Source organism: Pedobacter xixiisoli (genome assembly GCF_900215335.1).
GTDB classification, from domain to species: Bacteria; Bacteroidota; Bacteroidia; order Sphingobacteriales; family Sphingobacteriaceae; genus Pedobacter; species Pedobacter xixiisoli.
Map to the genome: position 1 here is coordinate 439,133 of NZ_OCMT01000002.1, position 15,631 is coordinate 454,763.

Genomic DNA, 15,631 nt, shown 5'->3' on the forward strand with positions numbered 1-15,631 from the left:
TAGTTCATTGTTTCCCGAAGTTTCGGGATTTCGCTTTGCTCAACATACGTAAAAGTTCTAACTAGATTTTTACCATATTGATTATGGGAATTTGATTATTGGTAATTTATTACTGACACCTACCTATCCCCTGATACCTAATACCTAATTAGCTATTTCTACTTTTATTTTTCTGCCCTTCATTTTTTCTCCAGACAGTTTTTTTATCAATTGTGGTGCTAATTTACGCTTTACTGCGGCATAAGCACTCAAATCTTTCACTTCTATTAATCCCAAATCTTCCTTCACTAATCCTCCTACCTTTAACAAGAAGCCTACAATATCTATTTTATTGACTTTATCTTTCTTCCCTGCTGCCAAGTAAATGGTTTGCCATTCGCTATCGGCTGGAATTTGATACTTTCCATCCAGTTTCTCTACTTCAATATCCTTATCTAAATAAGGAAAATCTTCTCCTTCCGCAAAAATTAAATACGCAGTCCCTTTTGCATTCATTCTAGCTGTACGTCCATTACGGTGCACAAAAGCATCTTTAGTATATGGCAATTGATAATGGATGATAAACTCAACTTCTGGAATATCCAAGCCTCTAGCGGCTAAATCAGTAGTGATTAAAATTTTTACACTGCCATTTCTGAATTTCAGTAAAGCACGTTCCCTGTCGTCTTGTTCCATCCCTCCGTGAAAAATATCGTGTACTAAATCTTGGTCTATCAATAAATCACTAATTCGATCTACTGTTTCGCGGTGATTACAGAAAATCAGCATAGAATGATTACCTATTTTGCAGATAAGCTTGAATAATGCTTCTAATTTTTCTTCTGCAAGTGTGTCAATTCTTTTCAATTTTAAATCTGGTACTACTTCTTGTTGGCCTAAAAAATTCACCGTTTCATGATTTTTGATACCAGTAAATTCGGGAATTTCAGGCATGGTGGTAGCAGAAGTTAACACACGTTGGGTTAATGAATATAAACTTCCAATGATAGCCGACATGTCTTGCGTAAAACCAAATTCTAGCGACTTATCAAATTCATCCAGTACCAACGTAGTGATGGTACTTTCATCAAAATTCTGTCCACGTAAGTGAAACGCAATACGTCCCGGAGTACCAATTAACACCGCTGGCGCCTCTACTAAAGTGTTCTTTTCTACCTTTACCGAGTGACCTCCGTAGCAGCATGTGACTTTATAACCAGTAGACATTTGCTTAAAAACCTGTTCAATCTGTAAACCCAGTTCTCTTGACGGCACCAAGATTAAGCACTGAACTCCTTTCTTCTCTTTATCTAAATTACGAAGTACCGGAATTAGAAAAGCCAGCGTTTTACCGGAACCCGTAGGTGCAAGCACCACCAAGTCGGCTCCAGATTTAGCTTTAGCAGTTACTTCTTCCTGTAAAGGATTAAGTTTTTTGATATTAAGATTTGAGAGCAGTTTTTGCAGTTCCATTTGACAAAGTTAACAGTTTTCAACTGGCAGTCTCCAGTTTCAATCGACAATTTACAGGAATCAGTTAACAGAATAACCAATTAGCGGTTAACCATGCAAATCGTAATTCGTAAATCTAAAATCTTAAATCAACATAACTTGTTGATAAACAACAAAATGTTAGCAAATAAACAACATTAACATAAAGACAGCTTAACAATAAAAGACTTAATTTTAAGAAACCTGATTTAGGGTTTGCTTTACATATATAACTTATGACCTGGAAGAAATTTAGTGGCGAAGTTATCCATTCGTCAATCTTAGAAGAGGTAGAAAAAGCAATTCTCCGTGAAACCGAAAATGGTTTCAAATTAAAAGTTTGCATCGGCACCGACTCTCAAGTAAAAAGCAATCACACAGATTTTGCTACGGTAATTGTACTGCTAAGAGAGCATCATGGTGGTTTCATGTACATTGCGCAAGAAAAATCTACGCTTAAAATGGGCATTAAAGAAAGAATGCTCCTAGAGGTGCAGAAATCTATCGAAACCGCCTACTCAATTTGCGATTTGCTAGATATTTACGATGTTGACCTGGAAGTACATGCAGATATCAATACCAATCCATCATTTAAGTCGAACAAAGCGCTAAACGAAGCAATGGGTTACATTTTAAGCATGGGCTTTATTTTCAAAGCCAAGCCAGAAGCCTTTGCCAGTTCTACTTGTGCGGATAAGATGGTGCATTAAAGTTGACAGTTATCAGGATTCAGTGATCAGTTTAATTGCATAAGTAGCAATTTTATGCTTTCCTTCTCAACTGATGACTGACCACTGATGACTGACCACTGCACTACCAAGTCTTAGAAATCACTTTCTTTTCTGCAGGTGAAGGTAGAGGTATTGCCTTGTTTATCAAGTAATCTTTTAATCGTACTGCGAAATTAGCAGCGTATGCAGAGGATTGCTGTAGGTAATCTTGCCACTGGTCGGCAGCAGATTTTTTAGGCTCTTTTTCTAGAGGGATACCTACCGTTGTACTCGGCACAAAATTCCCATATCTATCTTTTTGGTAAGGAATAAACTCAAAATCAGTTAACCAAAAGCGATATTTACCATCTCCTGTTTCAAAATTAAACTGGTAATTGATTTCGCCAGAAGGATGAGATATCACGGCTAGACTTTTTTGTATAATCAACTTGCCATTGGCAGTAATTAACTTTCCATCAGATGTAGTTCTTAATTTGATTTCCTTTCTATTGTTAGCGAGAAAACTCAACAATCTCATCTTTAAACTATCGTCTTTAATGGTTGATTTCACGACTTCGTAATAGGTATATTTCCCAGTTTCATCTTTTGGTAGCAATACAACATCCTGAGCCCAAGAATACTGAGCGAAAATCATCAAAAAACACAAAAAAAGAAGATATTTCATAAAATTTAAGATTAAAAATGAAGCGCCCCGATATTCGAGGCGCTTTCGGTTGTGATTAGCTTATCATAATTTGCTAAAAACTGTAAACTGCTGCCAAAGAAAACTGTGCAGCTGATTTATTTAATGTTGTCAAATCACTTTTTGTGAAACTTTGAGTGAAATCTTTATCATTATCAAAACGAACTTCTGGAATGAAAGTTAAACCACCAGCTTTAATATTACCAGAAAGCGTAAACGAAGTCACGCTAGCGCTAGGACCACCAGAAATACCTTTATAATTAAAATACTCTGCTCTTAAACCCAAAGCAACAGCAGGTGTAAATGCATATTGAGGATAAAGCGCAACTCCAGAGTAACCAAACTCATCGTCGCCAGCACTCAAATTTGCTGCATTTAAACCTATTTTGACTTTCTCTGTAATTTGATAAGCAGTAGTTAAATCAACTATAGTGCTATAACTTCCGTAGCCATCCAAACCATGTAAACCGTTAATGTAAGCAGTCCATCCTTTTACTGGAGAAATCATCAACTGTCCACCTACACTAGACACACCTCTTATGGCACTATATTGGTTCCACTCGTTAAACAAACCGACCATTAAGCTTACCTTCTCTGAAAAGCTATAGGTTCCTTTGATACCTGCATTTTGGAAAGGACCAGAACCAAATAAGTATGAAGTAGAATAGTTGAAATTGGCAGCCGGCGAAATCACCTCATAACCAATAAAAGTACCCATGTAACCTGCCGTCATAGTGAATTTATCAGTGAAGGCGTAGTTTACGTATAAGTTTTGGATGTTAAAACCGTTTGAAACTGGATCATAACCTCCCGCAGCATCTGGAATGGATTGAAATTGACCTCTCGGACCAAAAGAAAGCTCTCCAACAAAAGAAGCTTTTCCTGTTGTCTTTTTCAAAGCCAAATCTATCATCCCTAGAGAAACAGAATTTTGGTCGTTAGCGAAATAGGTTTTTATATTTGCTGATTTATTAAAATCATATTTATAATAGGTATCTACAGATCCTGAAATTTCTAGTGGAGAAGCTTTTTCTTGTGCAACAGCTACCGTTGTAGCGCCAAATAAAAGAAAAGTTAGTGCAGCTATATTATTTTTCATTTTTTCAAAAAATTAGGGGGTTAATAATTGAATTCAACCTTCCATTAAAAGAAGGGTATAACATATAGCGTAGTGCAAAATTTAATCAAAGCAAGCCCACCCAGCTCCAAACCTGGAGCTGTATTCAACAAATTGTCACGATATCAGAAATACTTATCCAAGTAAATCTGGCTTTCTTTTCCCGACTCCTATTAAAGGAATCGGGATCGAAAATTTATATCAAAGACAATTTAACATCATGATTTTAACTTAGCCTAAGCGGGATAGATTTTAGATATTAGGAACTTCTTGTCCAGCGACGATCAAAGTACCTTGAGAATATTTCTCATTGTGTTGCGATGCATCTAGACCTTCTTCTTCCTCATCGGCAGTTACACGGATTGGCAAGAAAAGATTGATTAGTTTGAAGATTACAAAAGAAACTACAAAGCTAAACACCACTACCAATACCATACCTTTTAATTGGATGAAGAAAAACTCTGGATTTCCGTAAAGCAGTCCATCAACACCTGCACCGTTTACAGTTTTAGTTGCAAATACACCTGTTAAAAGCATACCAACAATACCACCAACACCGTGACAAGGGAAAACATCTAAAGTATCATCTAAAGCTGTTTTTTGTTTCCAAGAAACTACCAAGTTAGAAACAATTGCAGCAAACACACCAATGAATATACTAGATGGAATGCTCACAAAACCAGCTCCTGGCGTAATAGCTACCAAGCCTACTACAGCCCCAATACAGAAACCTAGCACAGATGGCTTTTTACCTCTAGCGGCATCAAAAAACATCCATGATAAACCTGCAGAACCTGCCGCAACATTAGTAGTGATAAAAGCAGAAACAGCTAATGCATTAGCACCTAATGCAGAACCTGCGTTGAAACCGAACCAACCGAACCAAAGTAAACCAGTACCAATTAATACGTAAGGAATATTTGCTGGCGGAACTTCTTTATGCTCTAAGTGAGACCTTCTACGTTTCAATACTAAAGCACCTGCTAAAGCAGCCATACCTGCAGAAATGTGTACCACTGTACCACCTGCAAAATCTAGCACACCCATTTTGAACAGGATGCCTTCAGAATGCCAAGTCCAATGTGCCAAAGGCGAATACACGAAGATTGCAAACAATACGATAAACAAGATGTAAGCCGTAAAACGAATACGCTCAGCAACTGCTCCAACTACTAAACCAGGTGTAATGATAGCAAACATACACTGGAAAATAGCGAACAATGATAATGGAATGGTACCCCATGCCGGTCCGGAGTTTACACCTTGGAAAAATAAGAAGGTTTTTGGGTTACCGATGAAACCACCGATAGAATCGCCGAAGGCTAAACTGAAACCTACAACAACCCAAAGTACTGAAATAACTCCAGCAGCTACCACACTTTTTATCATGGTAGACAATACATTTTTGCGGTGAACCATACCGCCGTAGAAAAATGCTAAACCTGGTGTCATTAAAAATACCAAAGCTGCAGCAATTAAAACAAAAGCCACATCTGGCGCACTGTACTTGCCATCATCAAAGTTTGGCAATAGAGGAATAAATAATGCGGCAACTGCAACTACAATCAAAATTGCGAAGGGAGCCCACTGTTTGAATAAAACTTTACTCATAATTTAAATTTTAGTGTTTGATTTTAAACCTAAATTATAAATAACATTTTAATTTTCATCATAATTTTTACAATTTTTTAATGATTTATTAATTTTTATCAAATTTTAACAACAAAAAAGCAATAAAATACAATAAAAAATAAAAAAACAAACAAAACAAAACACCAAAAACAAAAAAATAACTCAAAACAAACAAAACAAGAACACAAAAACCGAAAAAATACAGTTTAAATCAAAAAATAACTATCAAAAACTAAATAAAACAGAAATAAAAAGACAAAAATAGCGTTCACCACAACAAAACAGATAATAACATATGGTTCGTTAAATCAAAATCACATAAAAGAAGATATACATCGGCTTAATGCCAATGCATAAACAGAATCGAGAATAACTATGCTTGGTAAGCAGAGCCTTGAACTACACCACGGCGTTCAATCTCTTTATCAATATAGCTTTGAATAGCTGATTTCTTCAATCCCCAATTTGGAGCGATCAGTAGATCCCAATCAGAAATACCAAAAAGACGTTGAATTACGATATCGGGACGTAACAAAGGAATCAATTCGCAGAGCAAATCTGTATATTCTTCTAAGCTGAATAGTTTAAAAGGCTCCCTTTTGTATTTCACGCCCATAATAGAGCCTTCAACAATATGTAAATGATGAAATTTAACAAATTTAATCTGCGGAAAACGATTAATCTCATGAATATAGCCGTGCATCATCTCTCGAGTTTCCCAAGGGAAGCCGAAAATAGTATGCACACAGAGATTAAGCCTTGTATTTTCTAACAACTTTACCGCTTCCACAAATTCGCCATGGCTACAACCACGGTTAATTTGTTCCAATGTTTCATCGTAGATAGATTCCATCCCCATTTCCAAATCCACATCATACCTATCCGCATAACTTTCCAATAAAGCTACCTTTTCGGCATCTATGCAATCTGGTCTAGTGCCTACGGCAAAACCTACCACATCTTCGCTATTTATAGACAATGCATCATCATACATCATCTTTAAATAATGTGTTGGAGCATAGGTATTGGTATTGGGCTGAAAATAAACGATGAACTTCTCTGCCTTGTAAGAATTGCGAGCTCTTTGCATCCCTTCTACCAACTGTTCTTTAATTGTTGGAAGTTTTCTGGAAAGCTCTGGTGTAAACGAATCTACATTACAATAAGTACAGCCGCCGTAACCTTTGCTACCATCTCGATTTGGGCAAGTAAAACCGCCATCTACAATCACTTTAAATACCCGCTGACCATTATAGTGCTCACGCAGATAAGTCCCATAATTGTTATAACCTTTTATACCCCAATCTAGTGCTGTTCCCATTTGCCTGCAAAAATAAGAAAAAAAGTTGGCAGTGGTCAGTTTTCAATAAACAGCTAACAACAAGCTGCAAATACAAAATACTGTGAAAAGCAGTAACAGTATTTTTATTATTGCTAGTCCCGCTAAACGCTTTACTGCGCTTTTGCTTTCACAACGCGTCGTGTTCGCTTATATCGGGTTTAGAAACGAAGTTACTTGCTATAAACAATGTTTATCAAACCTAGCTTGCGCCAATATTTTTTACCTTTTGTGATTATCGTTCTCGCTATTCCAGATTTGCAATCTCGAAGCTCCTCGTTTTTAAAACTAATCTTTGCGTTTCTTTGCGAATGCCTTAGAAATCTTTGCGTTAAAAATCACCACAAAGACACTAAAGAGCATCTAAACTTGTCAATCTGGTTTGCGACATTACGAGTAAACTTGTTTATATGCACAAGTATTAGTTAATTAAACCCGACTGTGCGGAAATACTTTTTGTTTTGCAATTGCCATTCAATTCACTTGTTATGCTGAGCTTGTCGAAGTATTTTTGCCATGAAATGCTTTTACAAGCTTAGCACTACAGCATATAACAAAAAGATTGGAGCGAAGGCGGGAATTTAGTAACCGACTAGCACCGAAATTGCTTTTCAAAAAAAAATGATTGAACCATAATCCAATCATCCCTATATATACATATGCAACTTACTATTGTTGTTGCTCCTTCTTATTAATTAAAAAGTAAACAGGAACGCCAAGTAAAACTATTAAAAGTCCTGGCCAAGTATATTGCTGTTTGTAGATGAGCAGCAATACACAAAAAGCGGTGCCAATTAACAAGTAAATAATTGGCGTAACTGGATATAGCCAAGTTTTATAAGGTCTCTCTAAATCAGGTTTTTTAAATCTTAAATAGATGACACCAAAAACGGTAATCATATAGAACAATACAATTACAAAGGAAATCATATCTAAAAGATTACCGTATTGACCACTTAAACATAAAACAGAAGCCCAAATTCCTTGCATCCAAAGTGACTTTTCTGGAACACCATTTTTGTTATTGGCTATAGCTGCCTTAAAGAACATACCATCTTTAGCCATCGTTTGGAAAACTCTAGCTCCCGCCAATACAATACCATTTACGCAGCCGAAAGTAGAAATCATCACCAATACTGCAATTAAGATGGTACCTACCCCACTTCCAAAAATTTGTTCTGAAACTACTACTGCAACTCTATCATTAGGGGCAAAAGCAATACCATCTCTACTTAAAGCCGAGAGGTAAACAAAATTTACCAATAGATAAAGTATCATTACCGCACTGGTACCTAACACCATAGAACGTACGACATTCTTTTTAGGGTTTTCAATTTCACCAGAAACAAAAGTTACATTCTCCCAAGCCACACTAGAAAATACCGAACCCACCATCGCTGCTGCAATTCCGCCTACGATAGTCATTCCAGAGATAGATTCCCAGCCTAACTTCAGAAACTCTCCACTACCATCTTTCGCCAGATTATTGAAAGAAGCCCATTCGAAACTCATGTTTTGAGCCCAGAAATTACTTTTCAGCAAAAGAAAACCTAGAATAATCAGTGCTAGCAATGCAATAATCTTAGAGCCTGTAAAAACATTTTGCAACAGTTTACCTGCCTCCACACCTCTTGTATTAATATAGGTAAGGAACAAAATTACGCCAATAGCCAAAATCTGTATCCAAGTGATTTTATAGCTTCCGCTCTGAAAAATTGGAGCTGCATCGTTTAAAGCTGGTATTAAATATGCAGTAAACTTACCGAAAGCCACAGCAACTGCCGCAATAGTACCGGTCTGGATTACAGTAAACAGCCCCCAACCGTAAAGAAAGCCCATCATTTTACCAAAAATCTCTTTAAGGTAAGTATATTGCCCACCGGCTTTTGGAAATATAGAAGAAAGCTCACCATATGAAATTGCGGCTGCCACCGTCATCACGCCAGTAATTATCCAAACCACAATAAGCCAGTAGCCAGAGCCTAGGTTCCTCATTACATCGGCACTCACGATAAAAATACCGCTGCCAATCATAGAGCCCATTACCAGCATTACCCCATCAAAAAGGCCAAGCTTTCGTTTAGAAGACACTTCTTCTTGTTTATTCTCCATTTGTTTAGTTTAGTTTTTGGTTATGAAAAGCTAAGATAGAAAAAGAGATGAACAATTTTGTTTTGTAGCCACAGATGCACAGATTTTATCTTTAATATAAATTATAAACAATTAGTAAAATTGACTTGATTTTTTAAATAAGTCATATACATATTTAGGTTAAAAGATTTTCAAAAAAATTAGATACATAATCCTTTTGAATTTTATCTGTGTATCTGTGGCTTTTTTTTTAGCTACGTGACTAAATATCTTGACACTCAATAGTTTTTTTATTTACCTTGTATTTAGATTAATCAACTAAACCACTAAATATAAATTTGAACTATGGAGTTTTTACAAAACAATTTAATCTATTCAATTCCTTTACTTGGCTTGGTAGGCATTTTGGTAATGGCGGTTAAAAGCGCTTGGGTTACCAAACAAGATGCCGGCGATGCCAATATGAAAGAACTAGCTGGCTATATTGCGGATGGTGCGATGGCTTTTTTAAAGGCAGAATGGAAAGTGCTCAGCATTTTCGCCGTTTTTGCAGCAGCTTTACTGGCTTATTCTGGAACAATTACCGAAATTAACGGCAGGGCAATTCACTCCAGCTGGATTATTTCCCTTTCTTTTATTATTGGTGCCGTATTTTCTGCAACTGCAGGATATATTGGGATGAAAGTAGCTACAAAAGCTAACGTTCGTACCACGCAAGCTGCCAGAACAAGCTTAAAGCAGGCGCTAAAAGTAAGTTTTACTGGCGGTACTGTAATGGGATTAGGTGTTGCTGGCTTAGCTGTTTTAGGCTTAGGTGGCTTATTCATCGTATTTCTTTCTTATTTTAACGTCATAGGTGCAGATGGAACTGTGAGTGTAATCAACATGAAAACGGCCATCGAAGTATTAACCGGTTTCTCTTTGGGAGCCGAATCTATTGCGCTGTTTGCACGTGTGGGCGGTGGTATTTATACCAAAGCTGCCGATGTAGGTGCCGACTTGGTAGGTAAGGTAGAAGCAGGTATCCCAGAAGATGATGTGCGCAACCCTGCAACCATTGCCGATAACGTAGGTGATAATGTGGGAGACGTAGCCGGCATGGGCGCCGATTTATTCGGCTCTTACGTAGCAACTATTTTAGCAACGATGGTTCTAGGACAAGAAATCACAGTAACCGATAACTTCGGGGGCATGTCTCCTATCCTATTACCTATGGTGATTTGCGGCTTAGGCATTATCTTCTCTATTATAGGAACTTGGTTTGTAACCATTAAAGGTGAAAAATCAAATGTTCAAAATGCATTAAACTTAGGCAACTGGTCTTCTATTATCATTACAGCGATTGCTTCTTTCTTTATCGTGAAATGGATGTTGCCAGAGACTTTAAGTCTACGTGGCTACGAGTTTACCAGCATCAATGTATTTTATGCGATTATCGTTGGCCTAGTGGTTGGCACCATCATGAGTATCGTTACCGAATACTACACAGCAATGGGCAAAGGACCAGTTAATTCCATTATTCAACAATCGTCTACAGGACACGCTACTAACATTATCGCTGGTTTATCTGTAGGCATGAAATCTACGGTTATTCCAATTTTGGTTTTAGCTGGCGGAATTATGGCATCTTATTACTTTGCAGGATTATATGGTGTAGCTATTGCTGCCGCAGGTATGATGGCTACCACAGCTATGCAGTTGGCCATTGATGCTTTTGGTCCGATTGCCGATAACGCAGGCGGTATTGCAGAAATGAGCCAATTACCTCCAGAAGTGCGTGAACGTACCGATAACTTAGATGCTGTGGGCAATACTACTGCAGCAACAGGTAAAGGATTTGCAATCGCTTCAGCAGCTTTAACTTCGTTAGCACTATTTGCCGCCTTTGTGGGCATTGCAGGTATTTCAGCTATCGATATCTACAAAGCACCAGTTTTAGCAGGCTTATTTGTTGGTGGAATGATTCCATTTGTATTTTCTGCCCTGTGTATCCAAGCAGTGGGTAAAGCGGCCATGGATATGGTACAAGAAGTACGTCGCCAGTTCCGCGAAATTCCAGGTATTATGGAATATAAAGCCAAACCTGAGTACGAAAAATGTGTAGCTATTTCTACTAAAGCTTCCATCCGTGAAATGATGTTGCCGGGCGCAATTGCTTTAATTACTCCTGTAATTGTAGGTTTCTTGTTTGGTCCAGAAGTGTTAGGTGGTTTATTAGCAGGCGTTACGGTATCAGGTGTATTGATGGGCATTTTCCAATCTAACGCCGGTGGTGCTTGGGACAATGCCAAAAAATCGTTTGAAAAAGGTGTAGAAATTAATGGCGAGATGTACTATAAAAAATCTGAACCACACAAAGCATCTGTAACAGGTGATACCGTTGGAGACCCTTTTAAAGATACTTCTGGACCATCAATGAATATCTTAATTAAGTTGATGTCTATCGTGTCTTTAGTAATTGCACCCTACATTGCTATCAGTGCAAGCACAACAAACGGTAATCAAATAGAAGTAAAACAAGAAATAAGAGTGCAAAAATCGGTAGACTCTCTAGGTAATGAAACTATAGATACACTAGTTAACGAAATTGACACTTTAACAAAACACTAAATTGTTACTATAGGAAAGGGATTTTGCAAAAAATCCCTTTTTCATTTATAGATATTTTTTTTTAGGTTTGAAGCGTCATAAAAATCAACAAACAGACTAACTCAACTAATTTTATTAATTTATGAATTTAAAGAAGCCTATTGATGTACTTGTTGCCGAATCGGCAGAAAGTGGCGAAGGCACTCTCAAACGTACCTTGAGCAACAGAAGTCTTGTTGCATTAGGTATTGGAGCCATTATTGGCGCAGGTTTATTCTCCTTAACGGGTATTGCTGCTGCCGAACATGCTGGACCTGCCGTAACCTTATCATTTGTATTGGCTGCTGTAGGCTGTGCTTTTGCAGGATTATGTTATGCAGAATTTGCATCAATGATACCTGTAGCAGGTAGTGCTTACACTTACTCTTATGCCACCATGGGCGAATTCATGGCTTGGATCATTGGATGGGATTTAGTACTAGAATATGCACTTGGTGCTGCCACTGTGGGGGTATCTTGGTCGGGCTATTTCAATAAACTTTTGCACGAATTTGGTCTCGAATTACCCACTTATTTAAGCAGAACCTTTGCAGAAGGTGAAGGTGGCGGTATTAACCTACCTGCAGTAATCATCGTTTCCCTACTTTCATTATTGTTAATGCGTGGCACTAAAGAATCTGCTAGCTTAAACAACTTTTTAGTAGTGGTAAAAGTAGCTGTAGTATTGTTGTTCATCGGTTTAGGCTGGAAATTCATCAATCCTGCTTACCACACGCCATACATTCCTGAAAACACAGGTGTTCGTGGACAGTTTGGTATTTCTGGTATTGCTTCTGGTGCGGCTTTAGTTTTCTTTGCATTTATCGGTTTCGATGCCGTTTCTACAGCAGCTCAAGAAGCTAAAAATCCACAAAAAGGTATGCCAATCGGTATCTTAGGTTCATTAGCAGTATGTACCGTATTATATGTATTATTTGCTCACGTAATGACTGGTTTAGTTCCTTTTGAAATCTTCAAAGGTGATGCTTCTCCTGCAGCTACAGCATTTAAAGTAACAGGTTACAGTTGGTTACAAATGGGATTAATCATTGCTATTCTAGCTGGCTACACCTCTGTAATCTTAGTAATGTTAATGGGACAATCAAGGGTATTCTATACCATGTCTAAAGATGGTTTATTACCTAAATTCTTCGGTAGCATCCACGCTAAATACAGAACTCCTTATAAAACTAACTTATTTTTCATGGTGTTTGTAAGTTTGTTTGCTGGTTTTGTTCCAGTTACAGATTTAGGTCACATGGTATCTATCGGTACTTTGTTAGCCTTCTCTTTAGTTTGTATTGGCGTAATGATTTTACGTAAAACTGATCCAGACAGACCTCGTCCTTTCAGAACACCTTTGGTACCTCTAGTTCCAATTTTAGGTATCATTGTTTGTGTTTATTTAATGGCAGCGTTACCTATAGAGGCTTGGATAAGGCTAACCATTTGGATGGCCTTAGGCGTAGCTATCTATTTCTTCTACGGAAAAGGAAACTCTGTTCTTGGTAGAAAAAACAAACAAGGATAATAACTTTCGTTATATCAGAAAAGCCTCGGTTGCAAAATCGGGGCTTTTCTTTTGCATCAGATTTTAATTTAGGAAAAGGTCTTTCATCATCAATCGGATACTTTCGTCCTGCTTTCACTCATAGCCAGTCCTCTCTCCCGATTTAACATCCTATCGTGTGGGACACAAATATTGGCGAATGTTATTTTCCTCCCCCTGCCCCCTCGGAGAGGGGGATATGCAAAATGCTTAAGCACCATGTGTCCCCCTTTGGAGGGGGCAGGGGGAGGAATGAGATGTATCCACACGATAGGATAAATCGGAATGCGGGCTAATCCGCTCAATCAGGTTTATTTTACAACGTTTAGTATTTCATAGCAATACGTGTTGCCCCTCAAAGCTGTTCAGACTAAACAGGAGTATTGCGGTGAAAAAACCTCTTAACACAATTAGGAGGTTTTTTTATACACTATTTTTTAGGAAAGGCTTTTCACTGCAAAAGCACGCAATTTCTACTTAAAACATAAATGAATATTTAACAAAATTTCAACCTCAATAATTTTGTTTCTTGCTATTTATTTATTAACATTAAGGACACACAAATTGAAATTTAAATTATGAAAAGACTCTTATTAACCGCCATTGCGGCGGGCTTTTGCGTATGCTCTTACGCACAAACAGAAAAAGGAAAAGTTATTCTTGGTGGAAGCATTGGCTTTAATTCTTCAAAAGTTGACGGACAAGCTGAGCAAAAAGCGACCTCATTTAACATAGGTCCTGCTATTGGCTTTTTTGTCGACAAAAACATTGTTGTAGGTTTAGGTTTAGAATATACTACTAACAAAAACGATCCTTACAGTTATACAGCATATTTTAATGGCTTGCCTTACACAAACGGAACTAATGGTAGTAAAGGTGAAAGCTTAGGAATTATTCCTTTTTTTAGATATTACTGGGATTTACATGAGCGTGTAAAATTATTTGGACAGGCAAATACTGGTATCTCTTGGGGCAAATCAACCACCCTAAATATTGATGGGACAGAAAGTGAAAATGTCGATGACACCTATTTTAAGGGCAGCATTCAATCTGGAATAGCATTTTTCCCTGTTAAAAGACTTGCAATAGAATTAAAGGTGCCGTTATTCCAATACCATCATCAGAAAGTTAATTACCATGATCCAAGCATCACTAGTTCTAGATATAATCATTTTTCTTTTGGTAGCGACTTAACTAAACCAATATTAGGAGTTAACTTCCATTTTTAAGCAAAATATTAATTCTAATATCTAAAAATCCTTCGCTGTTATTAAATAGCGAAGGATTTTTCGTTCTAGCGCTTTCAAACTTCGTAATTTTTTAAAACTTACATTTTTTTTCCGCTCTTCGCGATTGCAAACCGAGCTTGCGAACTAGCCAGGTCGCTACTAACATTGCAAACTGTAGCTACTCCTATCCAACGTTCACAACTCTACGGAATTACTTAAATTTCAGCGTCTTGATATTGTTTCCTAATTTGATTCGTATTCAGCAAAACACATACGCTATGATTGAGAAAAACCAAGTCTCGGCAGAAATTACTGCCGCACAGTCTACTGCTGTGATGCAAAACGTTGACAACATCAACAACGTTCTAAAAGATGTGCTTACCATCAATCTTACTACCGACGACAGAAGCCACATGCTGAAAATGGGCGACAAAACGCTAGCCTTTTTACAAAAAGCACTTGAATATGCTTCGCAGAATATGGCCTTGTGCCCCACATTCCTATCCTTGCCCGAGGCTCAAAAAGACTATGAGTTGGCAGCAGGCTTACAGGTAATTAAACAAAGAGTTTCAGCTCTATTAAGGGCAATAGAAGATGCAGAAATGGTAGCAGGCAGCGAAGCCTACGATGCCGCACTCATCTTTTACAACTCAGTTAAAGGCGCTGCAAGGTCTAATATTGGCGGTTCACAAGCCATAGAAAATGATTTAAAAAATCGCTTTCCGGGTAGAAGGCGAACAACTTTACCTTCTGCATAATTACAAAAAACAAAGGGGTCGGATATTTTCGGCCCTTTTTCATGCCTAATGATCGCTAAACAAACCCTACGCTAAGCAAGCCCTATCCTTTCCTCACCTCCTAAATTGCCTCACAAAGGTTTGGCTTTGTAGCTTCGTGCAGCAATTTTGTTTGACCACAAGCAATGTTTTTCTTCTCAGAGAAGGAATGTTTCACCTTAAAGAGGCTATGTAGCACCTTTGAGAAGCAATTTTATCCAACTACAAGTAATGTTTCCTTGTAAGAGAAGCAATGTTGCCTCTCGGAGAAGCTCGTTCGATGCTTTTAGAAGCAATAATGCTTGTTTGAGAGGTAATTTTATCCTTGTAGCACCATCATTGGCTGTTGATAGATGAATTTGCAAATAGTAAACTAAAGTACTAGCT

At 37.7% G+C, this 15,631-nt stretch carries 11 protein-coding genes; 5 read left to right on the forward strand and 6 right to left on the reverse strand.

The features are described 5' to 3' along the window. Positions 1-144: 144 nt before the first annotated feature. Positions 145-1,452: a DEAD/DEAH box helicase gene (locus tag CRO54_RS08050; protein ID WP_097130778.1), complete on the reverse strand. Its 1,308-nt coding sequence runs from the start codon at positions 1,450-1,452 to the stop codon at positions 145-147. A 254-nt stretch (positions 1,453-1,706) separates the two neighbouring features. Between CRO54_RS08050 and CRO54_RS08055 the strand changes: the two genes are divergently transcribed. Further along, positions 1,707-2,180, forward strand: coding sequence for a ribonuclease H-like YkuK family protein (locus CRO54_RS08055; protein ID WP_097130781.1), 474 nt, complete (start codon positions 1,707-1,709; stop codon positions 2,178-2,180). 103 nt (positions 2,181-2,283) lie between these two features. On the opposite strand, the gene CRO54_RS08060 is transcribed toward CRO54_RS08055, so the two are convergent. The 5 genes from CRO54_RS08060 to CRO54_RS08080 all read right to left on the reverse strand — a co-directional run bounded on the left by CRO54_RS08060 (position 2,284) and on the right by CRO54_RS08080 (position 9,083). Further along, complete coding sequence (locus CRO54_RS08060; protein ID WP_097130783.1) at positions 2,284-2,865, reverse strand: DUF4468 domain-containing protein; 582 nt, start codon at positions 2,863-2,865, stop codon at positions 2,284-2,286. A gap of 73 nt (positions 2,866-2,938) precedes the next feature. Further along, complete coding sequence (locus CRO54_RS08065; protein ID WP_097130785.1) at positions 2,939-3,982, reverse strand: outer membrane beta-barrel protein; 1,044 nt, start codon at positions 3,980-3,982, stop codon at positions 2,939-2,941. A 270-nt stretch (positions 3,983-4,252) separates the two neighbouring features. Beyond that, positions 4,253-5,611 (reverse strand): ammonium transporter, encoded by a 1,359-nt coding sequence (locus tag CRO54_RS08070; RefSeq protein ID WP_097130787.1) that lies wholly within the window; start codon positions 5,609-5,611, stop codon positions 4,253-4,255. Between the two features lie 394 nt (positions 5,612-6,005). Further along, a complete protein-coding gene (gene mnmL, locus CRO54_RS08075) occupies positions 6,006-6,953 on the reverse strand; it encodes a tRNA modification radical SAM protein MnmL/YtqA (protein WP_097130790.1) in 948 nt (315 codons plus the stop codon). 687 nt (positions 6,954-7,640) lie between these two features. After that, positions 7,641-9,083 (reverse strand): APC family permease, encoded by a 1,443-nt coding sequence (locus tag CRO54_RS08080; protein WP_097130792.1) that lies wholly within the window; start codon positions 9,081-9,083, stop codon positions 7,641-7,643. 324 nt (positions 9,084-9,407) lie between these two features. Between CRO54_RS08080 and CRO54_RS08085 the strand changes: the two genes are divergently transcribed. From CRO54_RS08085 to CRO54_RS08100, 4 genes are all read left to right on the forward strand, one after another. Further along, positions 9,408-11,672 carry a sodium-translocating pyrophosphatase gene (locus CRO54_RS08085; RefSeq protein WP_097130794.1) on the forward strand — a complete coding sequence of 755 codons (2,265 nt, stop codon included), beginning with the start codon at positions 9,408-9,410 and terminating at the stop codon, positions 11,670-11,672. A gap of 121 nt (positions 11,673-11,793) precedes the next feature. Continuing rightward, complete coding sequence (locus tag CRO54_RS08090) at positions 11,794-13,221, forward strand: amino acid permease (protein WP_097130796.1); 1,428 nt, start codon at positions 11,794-11,796, stop codon at positions 13,219-13,221. Between the two features lie 596 nt (positions 13,222-13,817). After that, positions 13,818-14,468 (forward strand): outer membrane beta-barrel protein, encoded by a 651-nt coding sequence (locus tag CRO54_RS08095; RefSeq protein WP_097130799.1) that lies wholly within the window; start codon positions 13,818-13,820, stop codon positions 14,466-14,468. Between the two features lie 278 nt (positions 14,469-14,746). Beyond that, positions 14,747-15,226: a hypothetical protein gene (locus CRO54_RS08100; protein ID WP_097130802.1), complete on the forward strand. Its 480-nt coding sequence runs from the start codon at positions 14,747-14,749 to the stop codon at positions 15,224-15,226. Positions 15,227-15,631: the final 405 nt, after the last annotated feature.